We start from the raw sequence: 21,141 nt of genomic DNA on the forward strand, positions 1-21,141 counted from the left end.
CGTGATCGGTTTCGGCCTGTTCACGCTGCGGGCTCCGCCTGGCTTCCAGCCATTGGATGTGGAGTCGTTCCCCGTCGATATCGTTCCCGTGGAGGATGTCGCGCAGTCGCTACAGGGCGACAAGAAAGCGACGCCACGCGACAAGCCGGCACCGAAGCCGACTGAGCGGCCCGATATCGTCGCCAATGCCCAGAAGATTGGCGAGAACACGGTCGATACCGACAATCCGGCGACGCCCGCGCCAAAGCCAAAGCCGGTCGAGAATACGGAGTCGGCACCCAAGGCGCCTACGCCGACGGAAAAGCCGAAACCGGAAGACGCACCGAAGCCGAAGGAAGAGCCTAAGCCGACGCCTGCAACGGAGGTCGCGCCGGCGGAGCAGCCGAAACAGGATGTGAAGCCTGATCCCGTCAAGCAGCCTGATCCCAAGCCGCTGCCGGTGAAGGAGCCTGAGCCTGCGCCAAAGCCAGCCGAACAGAAGCCGGCGGAGGCCAAACCCGAGCCGGCAAAGCCGGATGCTGTGGCCGAAGCGATCGCTACGCAGCCGACCGAAGCGGTTGCCTTGCCCAATTCGGCGCCGGCGCCTGAAGCGAAGCCGCGCCCCGAACCAGCTCAGGCCGAGACCGCCAAGGCGCCGGATCGCAAGAAATCGGACAAGTCGGTCAAGGAAGCATCGTCGCGTCAAAAATCGGAGGATGAGGCCTTCAACGATAAGGTTTCCGCTCTTCTCAACAAGCAAAAACCTTCCGGTGGCGGCGCAAAACGGTCCACTCAGCAGTCATCGCTCGGCGGCGACAGGAACAATGGCCAAAAGCTGAGCAACAGCGAGATGGGCGCTCTGCGCGAGCAGCTTAGCGGCTGCTGGACCATTCCTGTCGGCGCACAAGACGCCGGGAACCTGGTCGCAATCATTCGGTTCAATGTGGATCAATCGGGCAAGCTGGATGGCCGCCCGACGATCCAGACTTCCAGCGGCAATCGTTCGTACGATGAAAGCGCGGTGCGCGCGATCCAGAAATGCGATCAGGCGGGGCTGACACTTCCAGCAGGCAAGCAGGACATTTGGTCCGAAATTCAAGTCACTTTCAACCCAGGCGACATGGGCATGTAACGTCTAACGCCCGGATATGAAACAGGAATTCTCGATGAAGCATCTTCTCAAGACTCTTTTTCTGATCGGCGCCATGGCCACCGGCATGGGTGGACTGGCGATGCTGCCCGCCCACGCGCGGGTGGAGATCGACGTCAACAAGGGCAATGTTGAGCCTTTGCCGATCGCCATCACCGACTTCCAGTCGACCAGCGGTTTGGGCACCGAGATTTCGAACATCATCTCGGCGGATCTGAAGCGCTCGGGCCTGTTCGCGCCGATCGACAAGGGTGCTTTCATCGAGAAGGTCTCCAGTCCGGACCAGACGCCGCGCTTCGAAGACTGGAAGGTCATCAACGCGCAGGCCCTCGTCACCGGCCGCGTCAGCAAGGAAGCCGACGGCCGCGTCCGCGCCGAATACCGCCTTTGGGATACCTTTGCCGGCCAGCAGCTGTCGGGCGAGCAGTTCTTCGCCAACGATGCCAACCAGCGTCGCGTCGCCCACATCATTGCCGATGCCATCTATGAGCGCCTGACCGGCGAGAAGGGCTATTTCGACACCCGTGTCGTCTATATCGACGAAACCGGCGCCAAGAACGCACGCAAGAAGCGGCTTGCGATCATGGATCAGGACGGCGCCAATGCACGCTACCTGTCCAACGGTTCCTCGATCGTGCTGACGCCGCGTTTCTCGCCGAACCGGCAGGAAATCACCTACATGTCCTATGAGAGCGGGCAGCCTAAGGTCTATCTGCTGCAGCTTGAGACCGGGCAGCGCGAACTGGTCGGCAATTTCCCCGGCATGACCTTTGCGCCGCGCTTTTCGCCGGATGGCCAGAAGGTGGTGATGAGCCTTCTGCGCGACGACGGCAATTCCAACATCTACGCGATGGACCTGCGCAGCCGTTCGACGACCAGACTGACCAACTCGACCTCCATCGACACGTCGCCTTCCTATTCGCCCGACGGATCGAAGGTCGTCTTCACCTCCGACCGTGGCGGTCGGGCCCAGATTTATGTCATGGGCGCGGATGGCTCCGGCCAGACCCGTATCTCGTTCGGCGACGGCACCTATTCGACGCCGGTATGGTCGCCGCGCGGCGACCTGATCGCCTTCACCAAGCAGGCGGGCGGCGAATTCCAGATCGGCGTGATGAAGACAGACGGCTCGGGCGAACGTATCCTGTCCTCCGGCTTCCAGCAGGAAGGCCCGACCTGGGCGCCGAACGGCCGTGTCCTGATGTTCTTCCGCGACAGCGCCGGTGGTGGTGGGCCGAAGCTCTATTCGATTGACCTGACCGGCCGCAACGAGCAGCCGATCCCGACGGCAGGCTTCGCTTCCGATCCGGCCTGGTCGCCGCTGCTCGAGTAGCACGCATTCTCGAAATGCCGTAGAAAGGGGCCTCACGGCCCCTTTTTCATGACTTGGCCGCGTTTTGGCCGCATTTCGGACTAGAGCCTCCCCGCTAGTGGCCGAAGCCGGCCAATCCCGGGGCTTCCGGGAGGTTGGCATACGGAGTGCAAGTGTAGCGTCGAGCGTGCCCCGGCGTGCTGGTCATTCTGGCCTATCGCCTTGGCAACGGTCGCGGACGGCGACCGCAACCGAATTTTAACCGTGTTTCTTGAGCGCCGGTTAACCCAAACGTGGTTACTGGCAGATCAATGAAATCACTCGAATGCGAAGGAGAGGCGGCATGCGCCGTATCGCAAAGCTTACCACGAACCCGGTCATGATCGCGCTGGTCGCCTCGCTGGCGATTGCAGGCTGCGCCTCGAAGAAGACCCCGAACAGCGCTGCCGATCTCGGTCTCGGTGGTGGCGCCGCGACCCCCGGCTCCGCACAGGACTTCACCGTCAATATCGGCGACCGCATCTTCTTCGACACCGACTCCTCGTCGATCCGCGCCGACGCCCAGCAGACACTTGGCCGCCAGGCGCAGTGGCTGAACAAGTATGGTCAGTACGCGATCGTCGTCGAAGGCCATGCCGACGAGCGCGGTACCCGCGAATACAATCTGGCGCTCGGCGCCCGCCGTGCCGCTGCCGCCCGCGACTTCCTGATCGGCAAGGGTGTCGCAGCCAAGCGCCTGAAGACCATTTCCTACGGCAAGGAACGTCCGGTCGCCGTCTGCGACGACATCTCCTGCTGGTCGCAGAACCGCCGCGCCGTCACCACCCTGTCGGGCGCCGGCTCCTGATAGGCCGTCGGCTTCGGCCGGCCAGCCAATTGCAGATCATCGAAAAGGCGGCTTCGGCCGCCTTTTTTGCAACCTTTTGTTTCTTGGACATCTGGCCGAAACAAAATTTGGCCGAAGTCTCGCGCCCTGCTAAAAGCGGATGCGTTCGGGTCGGTCTACCGTCTCCAAGGCGATGATCGGCTTCCGGGCATTGAACCGTTTGACCTTGATGGCGAGAGACCAATGCATTTCAGAACAATCCTGAGCGGGACGCTTGCCGTTCTTCTCACAGCGAGTGTCGTCGCACCCGCCTGGGCGGCCGGACCGGTGCGCACCACCGAGGACGGCTTTTCGTTCAAACTGCCCAGCATCAATCTGCCGGGTGTCTTTGGCGGACAGTCGAAGAAGTCCGACGACGTCCAGCTTGCGCAGGCTGGCGGCACCGTAGGGCTGGAAGACCAGATCCGGCAGATGAACGGCAAGATCGAGGAGCTGAACTTCCAAATCCTGCAGCTGCAGGAGCAACTGCGCAAATCACAGGAAGACAACGAGTTCCGCTTTCAGCAGATCGAGCAGGGTGGCGGCGCCTCGCACAAGAAGTCCGATGCCGCTACCGGCAACAGCAGCGTGGCGCAGGCGCCCGCTGCAACAACACCCAAGGTGCCGGCGACCGCCGGCACCCATGCCGCAGGAACGTCACAGACCGCTGCCCAACCGCAGCCGGCCGACCAGGCTTCTTCCGGGGATCAGGTCGGCGACCTGATCATCGATTCGGGAAATGGCGATCCGGGGAAGCTCGTCCCGGGTCAGCAGTCCAAGTCGTTCGGGACCATTACCGTCGACAAGAACGGCAATGTGGTGACCGCACAGCCGCCGGCCGACATCCCGAGCGCTCCGGCGACATCCCAGGCGCCTTCGGGCGGTGCAGTTGTCGCATCCTTGCCGAGCACCAACAGCCCGGAGGAGCTCTACCGCAACTCCTATCAGTTCATCCTGTCCGGGGACTACAACACCGCCGAACAGGGGTTTCGCCAGCATATCGAACGTTTCCCGACCGATGCGAAAGCTGCCGACGCCCACTATTGGCTGGGCGAGGCTCTGCTCGGCCAGCAGAAATATCGCGACGCCGCCGAAGTTTTCCTTGGCGCGAGCAAGGACTATTCGAAGTCCAAGAAGGCGCCTGACATGATGCTGAAGCTCGGCATCTCCCTGATGGGTCTCAAGCAGCGCGACGTCGCTTGCGCCACCTTCGCCGAAATCGGCAAGCGTTATCCCGATGCCACCAGCGCGCTCAAGGAACGCGTCAAGCAGGAGCGGGCGCTCGCCTCGTGCTGATGGCGCATATCGGGCCGCTTTCTGAACATCCGCTTTTCTCGCATATCGACTTCGGCCAGGGCGCCGTGGCCGCCGTTTCGGGCGGCAGTGATTCGACCGCGCTTCTGGTTCTCCTGAAAGATCACCTCGACCGTTCCGTCCCGTCGGCCCGGCTGCTCGCCGTCACGGTGGATCATGGGCTGCGCCCGGATTCCATCGCGGAAGCGCAAGAGGTCGCCCGTTTGTGTGCCAGGCTCGGTATTGCTCATCGCATCGTCGTCTGGGAGGGAGCCAAACCCTCGACCGGATTGCCCGCGGCGGCGCGCGAGGCCCGCTATCGGCTGCTTGCCGACGCCGCGCGGCATGCCGGCCTTGGGATGGTGTTGACCGGCCATACCGCGGACGACCAGGCTGAAACCGTCCTGATGAGGCAGGCGCGGGATCAGGGGCGTGGCCTTGCCGGCATGGCCCCGGCAACGCTTTTCGACGGAGATATTTGGATCCTTCGCCCGCTTCTGGCAGAGCGGCGCGATGCGCTGCGCACCCTGTTGCGCGCGCGCGGCCTTGGCTGGATCGACGATCCGACCAATGTCGACGGCCGGTTCGAGCGTCCTCGCCTGCGCACCGCTCTCGGTAGCGACGGCCGGCGCTTCGACGAACTCTTCGCAATCGCCGGAAAGGCCGCGGCTGAGCGGGAATATCTCGGCCGCCGCGCGGCCAGATTGATCGATGTCCACGCGAGCCGCCCGACCCGTGGCCTGATCCGCCTAGACCCGGTCTTCGCGAACACAGATGATCCAGCGGCCTCCATCTACGCGCTGCGGGTTTTGTTGGCCGTCGTCGGAGGCATCTCGTTCCTGCCGGACGAGGAGCGCGCGACCGTGCTTTTCCATCGTCTCAAGGGTTTGGGACATCGCGCTACATTGTCGCGGACGGTAGCCGACAGTCGCCGCTCGGGCATCTTTCTGCGCCGCGAAACGCGAGGCCTGCCCACTGACATGCCCGCCGTGTCCGACACGGTTTGGGATGGCCGATACCGCATCACTTTCAACGACGCCGCAAGGGATTGCGTGATCGCGCCATTCGGCCAAATGGCTGCAAAAACCTTCGCCGATGAAACGGTGTCGGGGACGCCTTCAAGCTTGTTTTACGCGGCGTTGGCTACAGAACCCGCACTTTGGCGGGACGGCACGTGCCTTGGACTTGTCGGGGAGGCCGGAAAACCAACGGTTGGAGCAGCGTTGCCCATTGCCTCACCTTTCGCCCGTTTCCTGCCGGGCTTCGATCTTGGCCTTGCTCGGGCGGTGGCGAAGCTCATCGGCGGGGCGGTCGTTGGAGAGCCACCATTGGTCGTCCGTCGTGGCGCGAAAGCGACGGCGAATGCTTAACCGAGCCATGTTGTTATGCTTGGCAAGGGGGTGCGCTCTCCCTATGTTAAGCGCAACACTTCAAAGATCAGCGCCCATGATCGGGCGCCAACGGGACAATCGATGAATCCGAACTATCGCAACCTGGCGCTCTGGGCGATCATAGCGGTCCTGCTCATCGCTCTTTTCAATCTCTTCCAGACGCCGCAGACGCGTGGCGCGTCGACCGACGTTCCCTATTCGCAGTTCCTGCAGGATGTAGCGTCCGGCCGCGTCAAGACGGTGACGATCGCCGGCGACCGTATCAGCGGCACCTATGCCGACAGCGCAGCAGGCTTCCAGACCTACTCACCCGGCGACCAGTCTCTGGTCTCGCGGCTTGAGGAAAAGAACGTCGTCATCAACGCTCGTCCCGAGACCGACGGTTCCAACACCTTGTTCGGTTACCTGATCTCGTGGCTGCCGATGATCCTGATCCTCGGCGTGTGGATTTTCTTCATGCGCCAGATGCAGTCCGGCTCTGGCCGTGCCATGGGCTTCGGCAAGTCCAAAGCCAAGCTTCTCACCGAAGCGCATGGCCGCGTCACCTTCCAGGATGTCGCCGGCGTGGACGAGGCCAAGCAGGACCTCGAGGAGATCGTGGAGTTCCTGCGCGATCCGCAGAAGTTCCAGCGCCTGGGCGGCAAGATCCCGCGCGGCGTGCTGCTCGTCGGCCCTCCCGGCACTGGCAAGACGCTTCTGGCCCGCTCGGTCGCTGGTGAAGCCAATGTGCCGTTCTTCACCATTTCGGGTTCCGACTTCGTCGAAATGTTCGTCGGCGTCGGCGCGAGCCGTGTCCGCGACATGTTCGAGCAGGCCAAGAAGAATGCGCCCTGCATCATCTTCATCGACGAAATCGATGCCGTCGGTCGTCACCGCGGCGCCGGTCTCGGCGGCGGCAATGACGAGCGCGAGCAAACGCTGAACCAGCTGCTGGTCGAGATGGACGGCTTCGAGGCCAACGAGTCGATCATCCTGATCGCCGCCACCAACCGTCCCGACGTTCTCGACCCGGCGCTGCTGCGTCCGGGCCGCTTCGACCGTCAGGTCGTGGTTCCGAACCCGGATATCGTCGGCCGCGAGAAGATCCTCAAGGTCCATGTCCGCAACGTACCGCTGGCGCCGAATGTCGACCTGAAGACGGTCGCGCGCGGCACCCCCGGCTTCTCGGGCGCCGACCTGATGAACCTCGTCAACGAATCCGCCTTGATGGCGGCGCGGCGCAACAAGCGTCTCGTCACCATGCAGGAGTTCGAGGATGCCAAGGACAAGATCATGATGGGCGCCGAGCGCCGCTCCTCGGCTATGACCCAGGCCGAGAAGGAGCTGACCGCCTATCACGAGTCCGGCCATGCCATCTTGGCGCTCAACGTGCCGGCCGCCGACCCGCTGCACAAGGCGACCATCATTCCGCGCGGACGCGCGCTCGGCATGGTCATGCAGCTGCCGGAAGGCGACCGCTACTCGATGAGCTACAAATACATGATCTCGCGCCTGGCCATCATGATGGGTGGCCGCGTGGCGGAAGAGTTCAAGTTCGGCAAGGAGAACATCACCTCCGGCGCCTCTTCGGACATCGAGCAGGCGACCAAGCTGGCGCGCGCCATGGTGACGCGCTGGGGCTTCTCCGACAAGCTCGGCCACGTCGCCTACGGCGAAAACCAGGAAGAGGTCTTCCTCGGCCATTCGGTGGCGCGCACGCAGAACGTCTCGGAAGAGACCGCGCAGATCATCGACGCCGAAGTGCGCCGCCTGATCGACGAGGCCTATTCGACCGCCAGAACGATCCTGACCAAGAAGAAGAAGGACTGGATCGCGCTGGCCGAAGGCCTGCTCGAATACGAGACGCTGTCGGGCGAGGAGATCAAGCAGCTGATCGCCGGCCAGAAGCCGTCGCGCGATCTCGGCGACGATACCCCGACTTCGCGTGGCTCCGCCGTGCCGAAGGCCGGTACGGGTGGTCGCCGCAAGAAGGGCCCCGAGGCTGAAGGTGGCATGGAGCCGCAGCCTTCGAGCTAATCGGCACCGGTCCCTATCCAACATGAAAACGCCGCGACCTGTTCGCGGCGTTTTCTTTTTGTAGGTTCCCGATGGTTTGTGGTGACCAGGGGAAACGTGGCCAGAGAAGAAACGCCGAAAATCGTCGGGCGTCGAAGGCAGGAGACGGGTCCTGACATCGTCGTTATTGTCGCTGGCGAACCCGCGCGTGCGCCGGCCGTGATTGTCGGAAATTCGCACGAACGAACTCTATCCGGCGTGGCAACTCCATGCAGACATTCCAGTGGATCATCGTTCTCCTGCTCGGAGCGGCATTGCTCTCGACGCTGGCGCGGCGCGTTGGTGCGCCCTATCCCACGTTCCTGGCCATCGGCGGCGTTCTGATCCCGTTTCTGCCGAACAGCCCACAATGGACGCTTGATCCCCATCTGGCGCTGACCCTTTTCGTCGCGCCGGTGCTGGTCGATTCCGCCTACGACACGTCGTTGCGGGACTTGCGCGACAACTGGTTGCCGGTCGCCGGTCTCGTACTCGTGGCGGTGGGCTTGACGACGCTCACCGTCGCTCTCGCCGCGCGCTGGCTGGTACCCGGAATGTCCTGGCCTGTCGCCGTTGCGCTCGGCGCCATCGTGGCGCCACCCGATGCGGCCGCGGCAACCGCCGTCATGCGGCAGGTCAAGCTGCCGCATCGCCTCCTGAAGATCCTCGAGGGCGAGAGCCTGCTCAACGATGCCAGCGCCCTGCTTCTCTACAAGCTCGCCATCATGGCGGTGCTGGCGGGCGGGCTTTCGGTGTCGAGTGGCACGCCGGTTTTTCTGCTGACAGTCTTCGGAAGTGTGGTGGCCGGATATCTCCTGGCGCGTGTGCTGATGCCGTTCACAAGTACCCGCGATTTTCCGACCTCGATCATCGTTCAGTTCGCCACCACCTTCGGCGTCTGGATTGCCGCCGAGGCGATTGGCCTGTCCGGCATTCTGACCATCGTCGTGTATGCCATGACCATCGCCAATTCGCGTGGGCCGCACATGCCGGCGAGGCTGCGCGTGCCGGTCTATGCTGTCTGGGAAGCAGCCGTCTTCATTCTCAATGCAATGGCTTTCGTGTTGATCGGCATGCAGCTCGGCCCGATCTGGAAGCAGCTGACACCTGACATGCGCAGCAACTATGTGTTGTTCGCCGCGACCATTCTTGCCGTCGTCATCCTGACGCGTTTTGCCTGGGTGATGAGCTACAACAAACTGATCCGCTGGCGTATCGAACGCTACGGCTTCAACCCGCCAAGGCCAATGGCGCGACCGACGCGCGAGGGTGGCATTGTCGTTTCCTGGGCGGGCATGCGCGGCATCGTCACGCTCGCTGCGGCGTTCTCCATTCCTGAGGTGCTGCGCGACAGTTCGCCTTTTCCGCATCGCGATCTCATTCTCTTCACCGCGTTTGCCGTCGTCTTCGGAACGCTGGTGCTGCAGGGGCTGACGTTGAAGCCGCTGATCCTATGGCTCGGCCTGTCCGACAACGATCCCGTCGGCCAGGAAGTGCTGCATGGGCGCATCGAGGCCTACCGGGCAGCGGTCGCCTCGATCGGAGAAGAAGACAGCCTCGCAGCCAAATTGTTGCGCAAGGAGTACGGCGCCGTCATAGAACTTTGCGAGGTTGGTATGCAGCCGCGCCAGACCGTCGGTCTGCCGGGCGGTGCCTTGCGGCTACAGGCGATCTCGGCTGCCCGCGCCCGTGCAATCGAACTGAGGCGAAGCTTCGTTATCGGCGACGATGCTTACCATGTCCTGGAGGAAGAATTCGATTGGGCGGAACTCAGTGCCGTCGGGCGAAGCGAACCGGCCTGAGCTCGGTCAAAAGAAAAACCCGCGGACCGGAATCCGCGGGTTCGATTTGTCGGGCTTTGCCAGCCTCGCTTTGGGGCGATCAGCCCTTCAGCTTGGCATTGCAGAGGCTGTAATAGCCGCCGCCCTTCTGGATCCACTTCAAGCCGCCGAGCGCATTGGCGTCCTTGGCGGCATAATACTGGTCAAGGCAGGTGTGCATGCGAGCCTTGCCGGCAGTCTCCGACGAATATTTCGGCGAGACGGCGGTCGGGAACTTCACGCCGCTCGGAGCCTTCGCGGTCGGGGTTTCCGGCTCGTTGGTGTAGTTGGCTTCCTGCGGGTTCGGCACGGATTCGTCGTCGGCAGCGCCGGCGCCGCAATTGGCCTTGCGGAAGTCGTTCCACTTCTGGCTGCCCAGCGTACCGCCGCTCTTGGCTGCCTGGTACTTGGTCGAGCATTCGGCCATGCTGAGGCCCTTGCCGCCAGCAGCGGCGGTATCGGCAGGCTTCGCGGTGGTCTTCGCAGCCGGCTTCATGGTGTCGGTCGCTGCCGCAGCGGCGCCAGCGGCGCACTGGGTCTTGCGGAAGTCGTTCCACTTCATGCCGTTGAGGGTACCGGCAGCCTTGGCAGCCTGATACTTAGCCGAGCATTCCTTGGCCGTCAGGCCCTGGCCGGCCGAGTCGGCGGCGGCTGTCTTGGCTTTCTTCGCCGGCTTGGTGGTGTCCTGCGTGGCCGCAGGCGTCGCCGTCGCGCTGGCGTCGGTGCCGCACTGAGCCTTGCGGAACTGGTTCCACGTCTGGCCCGACAGCGTGCCGGCATCCTTGGCGGCGTTATACTTGGTGCTACATTCGGCCATCGTGAGGGCGCTGGCTGGCTGAGCCAGGAACAACGTCACGACGGCAAGGCCCGTCAAAGTTGCAATACGATCGATGAGCATAGCGTTCTCTCCGTTGTGCCACTCACAATCAATCCCATGCGAGCAATAGCGCGCAACCGATGGTTACGCCAGTGTCGGCAGCCGCATTTCCTCCCGCACTATCGGCGAGCATTGTGACCAGTATGTCACATTTTTGGCGGGACAACGAATTTCTAACAATCGTGACACAAGATAACACAATGTGATGGCCTGGCGTGGGGCAGATGTGGCATTAGCTGCCTTCGGGCAGACAGGCAGGCAGGGATCAAAAGTAAATGTCGGGACGTTATTTCGGGACTGATGGTATTCGCGGTCGCGCCAACAAGTTTCCCATGACGGCCGAAATCGCGATGAAAGTCGGCATGGCCGCCGGTCTCTCGTTCCAACGTGGCAGTCACCGCCATCGCGTCGTGCTGGGCAAGGATACACGTCTCTCCGGCTACATGATCGAGAACGCCCTGGTCGCCGGCCTTTGCGCCGCCGGCATGGACGTCTTCCTGCTCGGCCCGATCCCGACACCGGCGGTCGCCATGCTGGTCCGCTCGTTGCGCGCCGACATCGGCGTCATGATCTCGGCCTCGCACAACCCTTACTATGACAACGGCATCAAGCTGTTCGGCCCGGACGGCTACAAGCTTTCCGACGAGATCGAGGAGCGCATCGAGGCGATGCTCGACGAGGATGTCGAGATGGCGCTGGCGGATTCCGACAGCCTCGGTCGCGCCAAGCGTGTCGATGGCGTGCATGACCGCTACATCGAATTCGCCAAACGGACGCTGCCGCGCGCCATGTCGCTGTCGGGTCTGCGCATCGTTGTCGACTGCGCCAACGGTGCCGCCTACAAGGTGGCGCCGGCCGCGCTTTGGGAACTTGGCGCCGACGTCGTCGCCATCAATGTCGATCCGAATGGCTTCAACATCAACAAGGACTGCGGTTCCACCCATCCGGCCGACCTGCAGAAGAAGGTGCACGAAGTACGCGCCGACATCGGTATCGCGCTGGACGGCGACGCCGACCGGGTCGTGATCGTCGACGAGAACGGCGTGGTCGTGGATGGCGACCAGATCATGGCGCTGATCGCGGAGTCCTGGCACCAGAATGGCCGCCTGGCAGGCGGCGGCGTGGTTTCCACGGTGATGTCCAACCTCGGCCTCGAACGCTTCCTGACCGGTATGAAGCTGCAGCTGCACCGTACCAAGGTGGGCGACCGTCACGTGGTCGAACATATGCGCGCGCATGGCCTCAATGTCGGCGGCGAACAGTCCGGCCACATCGTCCTTTCCGATTTTTCGACCACGGGCGACGGCCTGGTCTCGGCCCTGCAAGTGCTGGCTTGCGTCAAGCGTCAGAACCGCCCGGTCAGCGAACTGCTCAAGAAATTCGAGCCGGTGCCGCAATTGCTCAAGAATGTGCGCTTCTCCGGCGGCAAGCCGCTCGAGGAAGCACCGGTCAAGGCCGCGATCGAGGAAGCGCAGAACCGGCTCGGCAAGAAGGGCCGACTGGTCATTCGCCCCTCCGGCACCGAGCCGCTCATCCGCGTCATGGCCGAAGGCGACGACCCCAAGCTGGTCGAAGACGTCGTCAACGACATCGTTGGCGTGATCTCGCAAGCACGCAGCGCCGCGTAAATCTTCACCGCAACTTCAGACGCTCCTTTGAAACGCCCGCCTCTGGCGGGCTTTTTGTTGTGTGCCTAAGAGCTCGATGTCTAAGCGCAAGCAATCTTAGAGATTCATAGTTAATCAGCACGGTTAAACGCGTCTTAACCTTTGCAATTCATTATCCACACCCGAGGTCAATCGCATTCGGGCACGTTCCGTGCTCCGACGTCTCAAGGGTGACAAGGATGTTCAATTTCGGAAGAGGGGCAGTCCTCGCAGGCCTGCTGTCCGGTCTCGCCATGCCGGCGTTGGCGGCGGATTTGCCGGAGCCGCCGGTGGTGGAGGCTCCGCAGCCTGCCGCGCCCGTTTATGAAGAAGCCGATTATGGCGGCTGGTATATCCGCGGCGACCTCGGCTATCGCAAGTCCACCATGCGCGGCGCCGACTACATCCTCTATGGCGCACCCGGCATTGTTGGCCATTTCGACAGCCACGAATTGAAGGGCGGCTTCTCGATCGGCGGCGGCGTCGGCTACCAGGTGACCAAATACTTCCGCACCGACGTGACGCTCGATTACTGGTCGAAGACCAAGTTCAACGGCAGCACCTCTGGCTTCTGCGGCACCGGCCTGCCCTGTACATCGAGCGACACCAGCTCTTATTCGGCGCTGTTGCTGTTGGCCAACGCCTATGTCGACATCGGCACCTGGCACGGCATCACCCCTTATGTCGGCGCCGGTATCGGCGGCGCGAACCTCAAGTGGAACAGCCTGATCAACAAGGATCCGGACGGCGAGTTCGAGCATGAAGGGAAAAGCAGCTGGCGCTTCGCTTACGCCCTCATGGCAGGTGCCTCCTACTGCCTGACCGACAATGCCAAGCTCGATGTCGGCTACCGTTTCAGCCACATCAATGGCGGCCCGATGTTCGGCTACAAGGTCGGTGGCGGCCCGGGCTTCGACACCGGCATCAACTCGCACGAAGTGCGCGCCGGTCTGCGCTACCAGTTCGGCAGGTCGGATTGCGCGCCGCCTCCGCCGGTCTATGTGCCGGAGCCGGAGCCGGTCTACACCAAATAAATCCCTGCTCGAGACGTTCAGGAACCGCCCGGCATTGCCGGGCGGTTTCATTTTTGGAGCACCAAATCAATGCCGCTCGATCACGAACCGATCACGCTTCGATCACGCCAAGCTCGCTTTACTTCACGGTTGGTCACGTTCGCGACAGGCGCTGGAACGCCTGCGCTCCGCCTTCATTTCCCTGATGCGGGCCGGGTACCGCCGGCGCTCGGGGTGCAGCGCGACACGACGACACCGGACGGCCGATCAACAGGAAGCGGGAGGATTGAGCCGCTTCCCGATACCAGGGAGAAGCGACCATGCGTCGTATCAAGTCCAGGACCATCATCTTCGCCACCGTGCTCGCCGCGGTGCCTTTGACCGGCGCCTATGCGGCCAAGCATCACAAGGGCGCACTGGATGAGCCGGTAGCCATGGACACTTCGTTCGACGGCTCGCATCTGCGCGCCGCTCTCAACCAGCTCCAAGGTGTCGAGCAGGGCATCGCCGACGCCAAGCAAGGCAATTTGATCTCATCGGCCGAAGCTCACAAGCTGACGGCCTGGGCCAACCAGATTCGCCATGGCGCTTCGCGCACCGGTTATCGGCAGGTGCTGCAGCAAGTCGACGATCTCAACACCAGCCTGCTGAACGATACTGGCCAGAACATCAATATGGGCGACGGCTCGGACGGCGGCAGCTATCCGAACGGCTAGCGCCGGCTTTCATGGCAATTGTCTACGCCTCCGAGTCCGCCCGGAGGCGTTTGCGTTCACCAGCCCAGCCAGAGCGCAGCGAGCGCCAACGCGGCTGGAAGGGCCTGGATGTAGAGGATTTTCCGATTCGCTGTTGCCGCGCCATAGAGACCCGCGACGACAATACAGATGAGAAAGAAGGTTTTGACCTGGAAGCCGGCGCCGCCGAGATAAAGCCCCCAGACCAGACCGGCGGCAAGGAACCCGTTGTAGAGGCCCTGGTTGGCGGCAAGCACCTTCGACGCAGTGGCGAATTCCGGGGTCAGGCCAAAGGCCTTGTGGCCTCGCGGCGTGTCCCACAACACCATCTCCAGGTAGACGATATAGGCGTGAATCAGCGCGACCAGGCCGACAAGCACGTTGGCAATCATTGTCTCCCCCTCGGGTCCAAAGCGCTTTCATGTTCCCGCAGGCGAAAGCGTTGCGCAAGGGGCCGCGCAGGCTTGCAACGGCCTGCTCCTTGATGTCTGTTCGCGCCAACCCCGAACCGATCCCTGGTGAAAGCAATGTCCTTCAAGAAGCTTGACGAACTCGGCCACAAACTGGAAGCGCTGGAACACGCGCAAGCTATTCTGGGCGCCGACGAGGCCACCCACATGGCTGTTGGCGGTGGCGAGAAACGGGCCGAGGCGATGGCTACTCTAGCCGGGCTCTATCATCGCCAGGCGACGGCGCCGGAAGCGGCGGACTGGATTGCGGCGGCCAAGGCGGAGGCGCTGGATGCCGACCAGCAGGCGGCCCTGCGCGAGTTCGAGCGCCAATACGTCAATCTCACCTGCCTGCCGACGGAATTCGTCGAGCGGCAGACGGCCGCGCGGCTGCGTTCGGAACAGCTGTGGCGCGAACTGCGCGCGAAAAATGACTGGGCCGGGTTCCGGCCGGCGCTCGAGAACATCGTTTCGCTGGTGCGCGAGGAAGCGGGCTTGCGCGCCGGCGTGCTGGGGCTTTCACCCTATGATGCGCTGATGGAACAATACGATCCCGGCAATCGCGCCGCGGACATCGCTCCCGTCTTCGCCGAGCTCAAGACCTTCCTGAAGGACTTCGTGCCGGAAGCGCTGGCGGTGCAGGCCGAACGGCTGGCCAAGCGGCCGCTGAAGCCGCTTGGCGGTGTCTACCCGGTCGACAGACAGCGCGAACTGGGTCTAGCGATGATGGCGGCGGTCGGCTTCGATCTCGACCACGGCTCGCTTTCGGTCTCGCATCACCCGTTCTGCGGTGGCGTGCCGACCGACGTGCGCATCACCACGCGCTACAAGACGTCCGATTTCCTGTCGGCGCTGATGGGCGTCCTGCACGAGACCGGTCATGCGCTTTACGAGCAGAACCTGCCCAAGCAATGGCCGCATTGGCCGCTCGGCAAGGCGCGCGGCATGGCCGTGCACGAAAGCCAGAGCCTGTTCGTCGAAAAGCAGCTTGGCCGCAATCCGGCGTTCTGGCGCTGGGCGCTGCCAGTGGTCGAGAAGCATCTGGGCGAGGCCTGGACGCTGGATGATCTTCTGCCGCATGTGCACAAGGTCGAGCGCGGCCTGATCCGTGTCGACGCCGACGAAGTCACCTATCCGCTGCATGTCATCTTGCGCTTCGAACTGGAGCAGGACTTGGTCTCCGGCCGGCTCGAAGTCGCCGACCTGCCGGAAGCCTGGGACGCCAAGATGCGCGACTATCTCGGCCTTTCCACCATCGACAACGCGGCCGACGGGCCGATGCAGGACGTGCACTGGCCGTCTGCCGCGTTTGGCTATTTCCCGTCCTATACGCTCGGCGCCATGATGGCCGCCCAGCAATGGGCGGCGCTGACCGGGGAGCATCCGGCGGCCAACGAAGAGATCGCCCGTGGCGATTTTGGTGCCGTCAACGGCTGGCGCCGCGACCGTATCTGGTCGCAAGGCTCGCGCTATTCGACGCCTGAACTTTTGGAGCGCGCCACCGGCGAAAAACTCAACGCTGCGCATTTCATCGCGCATCTGAAGCAGCGCTACGGCAAGTCGTGATAGGGTCTCGACCGACAGGGACAGGACCGGGCCGTCTTTCGTGACCGATCGCGACACATCCTCGACAGCACAGCAGGTTGCCTCCGCCATCGCGCAGGCGGTGCGGGGAGGCCATCTCGTGCCGGGGCAGCGGCTGACCGAGGTCGAGCTTGCCTCTCGGTATGGCGTGTCGCGCACCTCGGTGCGCGAGGCTTTCCAGCGGTTGACGGCGGATGGATTGCTTGCTTTCGAGCCGCATCGCGGCGTCACGGTCCGCCGGTTGTCACGCAAGGAGGTCAACAATCTGTTCGCCGTGCGCGGCGCGCTGGAGGTGCTGGCTGTCGGCCTCGCCTTGCCGGCTCTGCGTGCCGACCCGGGCAAGCTGCTTGTGCTGCAGGAAGAGATGAACCACGCCGTCGACGGCAACGACATGGCCGCCTTCTCCGATGCCAACAACCGTTTCCACGGATTGTTCTCGGAGACTGCGGACAATCCCGTGCTGGCCGAGACCCTGACCAGGCTGTCCAATTCGCTCTACTGGCTGCAGTTCCGCATGCTGGTCGACCGGCAGGATGTCTTCGCCAGCAATGTCGAGCACCGCCGCATCGTCGAAGCGATACTTGCCGAAGACATGCGGGCGGCCGAAGCCGCGATGCGGGACCATGTCGCCGCCTCGCGGACATTGATCCAGAGACTGTCCGACGATCATTTCGCGCCGGCCTGAGCGGTTCTCCGCAAGGCAGCTTGCACTTTTCATGATTGTTGGACAATATTGTTGGACAATGTGAGGAGCCCGTTCGATGAAGCCGACCGCCAGCTACCAGCCGATCCCCTTGCCTGACTATCGCGAGCTTCCGCTCGAAACCATGCGCGCCAACGCCGAAGCCTTCTACGCGGAACTGCGCGCCCGCCACACGGTGCGGGAGTTTTCGACCCGGCCGGTGCCGCGCGACATCATCGAAACCTGCATCCTGGCGGCGGGTACCGCGCCCAACGGCGCCAACCACCAGCCCTGGCATTTCGCGGTCATCAGCGACGCTTCGATCAAGAAGCGCATTCGCGAAGCAGCCGAGATAGAGGAGAAGGCTTTCTACGAGGGCAGGGCCGGCGAGGAGTGGCTGGCTGCGCTGGCGCCGCTCGGCACCGATGCCGACAAGCCGTTCCTGGAAGAGGCGCCCTGGCTGATCTGCATCTTCGGCGAGCGTCGCAGCCGCTCCGCCGACGGTGTCATGCGCAAGAACTACTACGTGCCGGAATCGGTCTCGATCGCCACCGGTTTCCTGATCACTGCCATTCATCGCGCCGGACTTGTCGCGCTGACCCATACGCCGAACCCGATGAGCTTCCTGAACGAGATCTGTGGCCGCGACCCGCACGACAAGCCCTATATCCTGATGGTCGTCGGCTACCCGAAAGAGGGAGCCACCATCCCGACCCACGCGATCGAGAAGAAGCCGCTGTCGGAAATCGCGACATTCATCTGAGCCTCGGCGCTTCGCGGCTGGAAGGTCGTTTTCCGGCCGCTGCATCTTCCCGCCGGCGGTTTTGGGCTGCATGCTTGCGGCCCATCAACCGGATGTGGAGGCCGCATTGTCCCTGACCAACCAGGACCTCATCGAACTCACGGCCTGGCGGCGCCGGCTGCATCAATATCCGGAAATCTCCAACGAGGAGGAAGCGACCGCTCGCGCGGTGGTGACCTTCCTCGACGACACCAAGCCGGACGAGGTGCTGACCGGTCTTGGCGGTCACGGTGTCGCCGTGATCTACGACAGTGGCAGACCCGGCCCGACCGTGCTGTTCCGGTCCGAACTCGACGCGCTGCCGATCGAGGAATTGTCGGGCGTGCCGCATTCCTCGCTGGTTCCAGGCAAGTCGCATATGTGCGGCCATGACGGGCACACCACCATTCTGGCCGCACTTGGCCGGCAGTTCGGGCGCAAGCGCCCGGCAAAGGGGCGTGCGGTGCTGATGTTCCAGCCGGCGGAGGAGACTGGCGATGGTGCCGCCGGCGTGGTGGCCGATCGGCGTTTCGGCGAGATCGCGCCGGATTTCTCGTTCTCGCTGCACAATTTGCCAGGCATCCCGTTTGGCGAGGTCAGGCTGAAAGCGGGCGTCGTCAATTGCGCCTCGCGCGGCATGCGCATCGTGCTGGAAGGCAAGACGGCGCACTCGTCCATGCCGGAAACCGGGACTTCGCCGATGCTGGCGGTGAGCCAACTGATGCCGGCGCTGGCGAAGCTCGGCGGCGGCGCTTTCACCGACGACGATTTCGGCATGGTCACCGTTACCCATGCCGCGATGGGCGAGGCTGTGTTCGGTGTCGCGCCGGGCCGTGCGGAAGTGTGGGCGACCTTGCGTACGCGGCTCGACGAGCGCATGGCGGGGCTATGCGCCGCGGCCGAGGCGCTTGCTGGTCGTATTGCCGGCGAGCAGGGGCTGACGTTCAAGGTCGATTATCACGAGATCTTCGTCGCCAGCATGAATGCGCCTTCGGCGGTCGAGCATCTGCGTACCGCGCTCGACCAGGAGGGCGTCAAACACAGCGAGGAGAGCCTGCCGATGCGGGCTTCGGAGGATTTCGGCATCTTCGGGCGCAGCGCCCCTTCGGCGATGCTTTTCCTGGGCGCCGGCGAACGGCATCCGGCACTGCACAATCCCGATTACGATTTCCCCGACGATCTTATTCCGATCGGCACCAGGGTTTTCATGCGCACCGCGCGCAATCTGCTGGGATAGGCGGATGCGTGGCTGCGGCTTATACGTTACTCCGCCGCACCCATAAAAGCGCTGGCGCCCGTCTCGAATTGCAGCTTGGCGAGCTTGGCGTAGATGCCGCCCTTGGCGACAAGGCTCTTGTGGGTGCCTTCCTCGACGATGCGGCCATTGTCCATGACGAGGATGCGATCGGCCTTCAGCACCGTCGCCAGCCGGTGGGCGATGACCAGCGTGGTACGGCCGCGCATCAGGTGTTCGAGCGCCTCCTGCACCAGGGTCTCGCTTTCGGCGTCGAGTGCCGAGGTCGCCTCGTCCAGCAGCAGGATCGGCGCGTCGCGTAGGATGGCGCGGGCGATCGCCATGCGCTGGCGTTGCCCGCCGGAAAGGGTGACGCCGCGTTCGCCGACAGGCGTGTCGTAGCCATTCTGTAATTTGAGGATGAATTCATCGGCGAGTGCCGCCTTGGCCGCCGCCTCGATCTCGGCGTTCGAAGCACCGGGCCGCCCGAAGGCGATGTTGTCGCGCGCGCTGGCGGCGAAGATGGTGACATCCTGCGGCACGATGGCGATGCGCTGACGCACGGCCAGCGGATCGGCTTCGGTGAGATCGAGGCCATCGATCTTCACGGTGCCGGTTTCAGGGTCGTAGAAACGCAGGATCAGCGAAAACACCGTGCTCTTGCCGGCTCCGGACGGGCCGACGATGGCGACCGTCTCGCCAGGCTTCACCTTGAAGGCAAGGCCGTGCACGGCGGCACGGTCCGGCCTTGCCGGATAGGAGAAGGAGACATTGTCGAACTCGATTGCGCCCTTGGTCGTCGTCGGCAGCGGCTTCGGCCGTGCCGGCGCCTCGATGCCCGGCTTCTCGGCCAGGATCTCGGTCAGCCGTTCGGCGGCGCCGGCGGCCTGTGACAGTTCGCCCCAGACTTCCGAGAGCGCGCCGAGCGCGCCGGCGGCGAACACCGAATAGAGCAGGAACTGGCCGAGCGTGCCGGGCGACAGCGTACCCGACAGCACGTCGCGCGAGCCGAACCACAAAACGGCGACGACCGAGGAAAACACCATGAAGATGGCGAAGAAGGTGAGCAGGGCGCGGGCAAGCACCGAGGCGCGGGCGGCGGCGAAGGCGCCTTCGACGGCGGCGGCGAAACGGTTGGTGACCAGGCCTTCATTGGTGAAGGCCTGCAGCGTGCGCACGGCGCCGATCTGCTCGCTTGCATAGGCGGTGGCGTTTGCCAGCGTGTCCTGCGCCTGCCTGGACCGGCGGCGCACCGAGCGGCCGAAGGCGACCAATGGCAGCACGATGATGGGAATGGCGGCAATGACGAGGCCGGAGAGTTTCGGGCTGGTCACCACCATCATCGCCAGCGCTCCGAGGCCGAGGATGACGTTGCGCAGCGCCACGGAAGCGGTGGCGCCGACAGCGGATTTCACCTGCGTGGTGTCTGCGGCAAGTCGAGAAATAATCTCGCCCGACTGCGCCGTGTCGAAGAAGGCGGGCGACAGCGTGGTGACATGGGAAAAGACGTCGCGGCGGATATCGGCGACAACCCGTTCGCCCAGCGTAATGACGAAGTAGTAGCGGCCGGCGGAAGCCAGCGCGAGCACGGCCGCCATGATCATCAGCATGCCGAAGTAGCTGGCGATGAAGACGGAATCGGAGGTGGAAAAGCCGTTGTCGATCATGCGGCGCACGGCCAGCGGCAGCGCCAGCGTCGTCACGGCGGCCAGGGTCAGCGAGATGCCTGCACCCACGACCAGACCGCGATAGCGGGCGATGTAGGGGAATACGCGCTGAAGCGGCTTGAGCGAGCGTCTGCGCTCGTCTGCGCTGAGAGGGTCCGCCATCGTCCGGGTTCCTGTCCGAATTGGCTCCGGCGCGGCCTTGTGATTCAATTTCGCCTGTTGTATAGGCACGCCGACCGTTTTTGAAGCCGTGGCTCCTCAATAGCTGCGGCTTCGAGTTTTAAAAAGGGGCGCATCGCCGCAGGGCCGCCGTCCCACCTAGCCAGGACAAGAGCGATGAAGGCTGACATCCATCCCGACTACCACACCATCAAGGTCGTCATGACCAATGGCACCGAGTACCAGACCCGTTCGACTTGGGGCAAGGAAGGCGACACGATGAACCTCGACATCGATCCCTCCACGCATCCGGCCTGGACCGGCGGCCAGCAGACCCTGCTCGATCGCGGCGGCCGTCTGTCGAAGTTCAAGAACAAGTTCGCCAATCTCGGCATCTAAGCCGGACGCGACAGCGAACACAAAAAACCCGCCTTCGAGGCGGGTTTTTTATTGCCGAAAGATGCCCGGCAA

The 21,141-nt window shown here is 63.4% G+C and carries 18 protein-coding genes; 15 read left to right on the plus strand and 3 right to left on the minus strand.

Features of this window, described 5'->3' with window-relative positions:
• Positions 1–394: 394 nt before the first annotated feature.
• The 7 genes from FZF13_RS29590 to FZF13_RS11970 all read left to right on the plus strand — a co-directional run bounded on the left by FZF13_RS29590 (position 395) and on the right by FZF13_RS11970 (position 9,826).
• Complete coding sequence (locus tag FZF13_RS29590) at positions 395–1,111, plus strand: TonB family protein (RefSeq protein WP_425349435.1); 717 nt, start codon at positions 395–397, stop codon at positions 1,109–1,111.
• 34 nt (positions 1,112–1,145) lie between these two features.
• Positions 1,146–2,462, plus strand: coding sequence for a Tol-Pal system beta propeller repeat protein TolB (tolB, locus tag FZF13_RS11945; protein ID WP_024922924.1), 1,317 nt, complete (start codon positions 1,146–1,148; stop codon positions 2,460–2,462).
• Positions 2,463–2,784: 322 nt separating this feature from the next.
• Positions 2,785–3,288 carry a peptidoglycan-associated lipoprotein Pal gene (gene pal, locus FZF13_RS11950; protein ID WP_024922923.1) on the plus strand — a complete coding sequence of 168 codons (504 nt, stop codon included), beginning with the start codon at positions 2,785–2,787 and terminating at the stop codon, positions 3,286–3,288.
• A gap of 222 nt (positions 3,289–3,510) precedes the next feature.
• Positions 3,511–4,602 carry a tol-pal system protein YbgF gene (gene ybgF, locus FZF13_RS11955; protein WP_024922922.1) on the plus strand — a complete coding sequence of 364 codons (1,092 nt, stop codon included), beginning with the start codon at positions 3,511–3,513 and terminating at the stop codon, positions 4,600–4,602.
• A complete protein-coding gene (gene tilS, locus FZF13_RS11960) occupies positions 4,602–5,969 on the plus strand; it encodes a tRNA lysidine(34) synthetase TilS (RefSeq protein ID WP_024922921.1) in 1,368 nt (455 codons plus the stop codon). The genes ybgF and tilS overlap by 1 nt, the downstream gene beginning before the upstream one ends.
• 102 nt (positions 5,970–6,071) lie before the next feature.
• On the plus strand, positions 6,072–8,006 hold the full coding sequence (gene ftsH / locus FZF13_RS11965) for an ATP-dependent zinc metalloprotease FtsH (RefSeq protein WP_024922920.1): 1,935 nt from the start codon (positions 6,072–6,074) through the stop codon (positions 8,004–8,006).
• 248 nt (positions 8,007–8,254) lie between these two features.
• Positions 8,255–9,826, plus strand: a complete 1,572-nt coding sequence (locus FZF13_RS11970) for a cation:proton antiporter (RefSeq protein ID WP_024922919.1) — start codon at positions 8,255–8,257, stop codon at positions 9,824–9,826.
• A 79-nt stretch (positions 9,827–9,905) separates the two neighbouring features.
• Here FZF13_RS11970 and FZF13_RS11975 read toward each other — a convergent pair whose 3' ends face one another.
• Positions 9,906–10,742 carry a hypothetical protein gene (locus FZF13_RS11975; RefSeq protein WP_024922918.1) on the minus strand — a complete coding sequence of 279 codons (837 nt, stop codon included), beginning with the start codon at positions 10,740–10,742 and terminating at the stop codon, positions 9,906–9,908.
• 254 nt (positions 10,743–10,996) lie between these two features.
• Here FZF13_RS11975 and glmM point away from each other — a divergent pair, with 254 nt between their 5' ends.
• The 3 genes from glmM (at position 10,997) to FZF13_RS11990 (ending at position 14,096) form a co-directional block, all read left to right on the plus strand.
• The gene (gene glmM, locus FZF13_RS11980; RefSeq protein ID WP_024922917.1) at positions 10,997–12,349 is read left to right on the plus strand and encodes a phosphoglucosamine mutase; all 1,353 of its coding nucleotides are present in this window, start codon (positions 10,997–10,999) and stop codon (positions 12,347–12,349) included.
• Between the two features lie 218 nt (positions 12,350–12,567).
• Positions 12,568–13,401, plus strand: coding sequence for an outer membrane protein (locus FZF13_RS11985; protein ID WP_024922916.1), 834 nt, complete (start codon positions 12,568–12,570; stop codon positions 13,399–13,401).
• Positions 13,402–13,700: 299 nt separating this feature from the next.
• Positions 13,701–14,096, plus strand: coding sequence for a hypothetical protein (locus tag FZF13_RS11990; RefSeq protein ID WP_024922915.1), 396 nt, complete (start codon positions 13,701–13,703; stop codon positions 14,094–14,096).
• Between the two features lie 56 nt (positions 14,097–14,152).
• Here the strand turns inward: FZF13_RS11990 and FZF13_RS11995 are convergent, their stop codons facing one another.
• Positions 14,153–14,506, minus strand: a complete 354-nt coding sequence (locus tag FZF13_RS11995; RefSeq protein ID WP_024922914.1) for a DUF1304 domain-containing protein — start codon at positions 14,504–14,506, stop codon at positions 14,153–14,155.
• Positions 14,507–14,641: 135 nt separating this feature from the next.
• Here FZF13_RS11995 and FZF13_RS12000 point away from each other — a divergent pair, with 135 nt between their 5' ends.
• The 4 genes from FZF13_RS12000 (at position 14,642) to FZF13_RS12015 (ending at position 18,847) form a co-directional block, all read left to right on the plus strand.
• Entirely contained in the window at positions 14,642–16,129 is a 1,488-nt protein-coding gene (locus FZF13_RS12000) for a carboxypeptidase M32 (protein ID WP_024922913.1), read from the plus strand.
• A 40-nt stretch (positions 16,130–16,169) separates the two neighbouring features.
• Positions 16,170–16,832 carry a GntR family transcriptional regulator gene (locus FZF13_RS12005; RefSeq protein ID WP_024922912.1) on the plus strand — a complete coding sequence of 221 codons (663 nt, stop codon included), beginning with the start codon at positions 16,170–16,172 and terminating at the stop codon, positions 16,830–16,832.
• Positions 16,833–16,908: 76 nt separating this feature from the next.
• Entirely contained in the window at positions 16,909–17,592 is a 684-nt protein-coding gene (locus FZF13_RS12010) for a nitroreductase family protein (RefSeq protein WP_024922911.1), read from the plus strand.
• 106 nt (positions 17,593–17,698) lie between these two features.
• Positions 17,699–18,847 carry an amidohydrolase gene (locus tag FZF13_RS12015; RefSeq protein WP_024922910.1) on the plus strand — a complete coding sequence of 383 codons (1,149 nt, stop codon included), beginning with the start codon at positions 17,699–17,701 and terminating at the stop codon, positions 18,845–18,847.
• A 26-nt stretch (positions 18,848–18,873) separates the two neighbouring features.
• Here the strand turns inward: FZF13_RS12015 and FZF13_RS12020 are convergent, their stop codons facing one another.
• Complete coding sequence (locus tag FZF13_RS12020) at positions 18,874–20,673, minus strand: ABC transporter transmembrane domain-containing protein (protein WP_024922909.1); 1,800 nt, start codon at positions 20,671–20,673, stop codon at positions 18,874–18,876.
• A 174-nt stretch (positions 20,674–20,847) separates the two neighbouring features.
• Here FZF13_RS12020 and rpmE point away from each other — a divergent pair, with 174 nt between their 5' ends.
• Entirely contained in the window at positions 20,848–21,069 is a 222-nt protein-coding gene (gene rpmE / locus FZF13_RS12025; RefSeq protein WP_024922908.1) for a 50S ribosomal protein L31, read from the plus strand.
• Positions 21,070–21,141 lie beyond the last annotated feature (72 nt).

The organism is Mesorhizobium terrae (assembly GCF_008727715.1).
GTDB lineage: Bacteria > Pseudomonadota > Alphaproteobacteria > Rhizobiales > Rhizobiaceae > Mesorhizobium > Mesorhizobium terrae.

What these genes read in the sequence shown, in the direction of transcription:
- FZF13_RS11985 (WP_024922916.1), top strand. Translation starts at nt 12,568, where the DNA reads ATGTTCAATTTCGGAAGAGGGGCAGTCCTCGCAGGCCTGCTGTCCGGT.
- FZF13_RS11995 (WP_024922914.1), bottom strand. Translation starts at nt 14,506, where the DNA reads ATGATTGCCAACGTGCTTGTCGGCCTGGTCGCGCTGATTCACGCCTAT.
- tilS (WP_024922921.1), top strand. Translation starts at nt 4,602, where the DNA reads ATGGCGCATATCGGGCCGCTTTCTGAACATCCGCTTTTCTCGCATATC.
- tolB (WP_024922924.1), top strand. Translation starts at nt 1,146, where the DNA reads ATGAAGCATCTTCTCAAGACTCTTTTTCTGATCGGCGCCATGGCCACC.
- ftsH (WP_024922920.1), top strand. Translation starts at nt 6,072, where the DNA reads ATGAATCCGAACTATCGCAACCTGGCGCTCTGGGCGATCATAGCGGTC.
- rpmE (WP_024922908.1), top strand. Translation starts at nt 20,848, where the DNA reads ATGAAGGCTGACATCCATCCCGACTACCACACCATCAAGGTCGTCATG.
- FZF13_RS12010 (WP_024922911.1), top strand. Translation starts at nt 16,909, where the DNA reads ATGAAGCCGACCGCCAGCTACCAGCCGATCCCCTTGCCTGACTATCGC.
- FZF13_RS12020 (WP_024922909.1), bottom strand. Translation starts at nt 20,673, where the DNA reads ATGGCGGACCCTCTCAGCGCAGACGAGCGCAGACGCTCGCTCAAGCCG.
- glmM (WP_024922917.1), top strand. Translation starts at nt 10,997, where the DNA reads ATGTCGGGACGTTATTTCGGGACTGATGGTATTCGCGGTCGCGCCAAC.
- FZF13_RS11970 (WP_024922919.1), top strand. Translation starts at nt 8,255, where the DNA reads ATGCAGACATTCCAGTGGATCATCGTTCTCCTGCTCGGAGCGGCATTG.
- FZF13_RS11975 (WP_024922918.1), bottom strand. Translation starts at nt 10,742, where the DNA reads ATGCTCATCGATCGTATTGCAACTTTGACGGGCCTTGCCGTCGTGACG.
- ybgF (WP_024922922.1), top strand. Translation starts at nt 3,511, where the DNA reads ATGCATTTCAGAACAATCCTGAGCGGGACGCTTGCCGTTCTTCTCACA.
- FZF13_RS12000 (WP_024922913.1), top strand. Translation starts at nt 14,642, where the DNA reads ATGTCCTTCAAGAAGCTTGACGAACTCGGCCACAAACTGGAAGCGCTG.
- pal (WP_024922923.1), top strand. Translation starts at nt 2,785, where the DNA reads ATGCGCCGTATCGCAAAGCTTACCACGAACCCGGTCATGATCGCGCTG.
- FZF13_RS11990 (WP_024922915.1), top strand. Translation starts at nt 13,701, where the DNA reads ATGCGTCGTATCAAGTCCAGGACCATCATCTTCGCCACCGTGCTCGCC.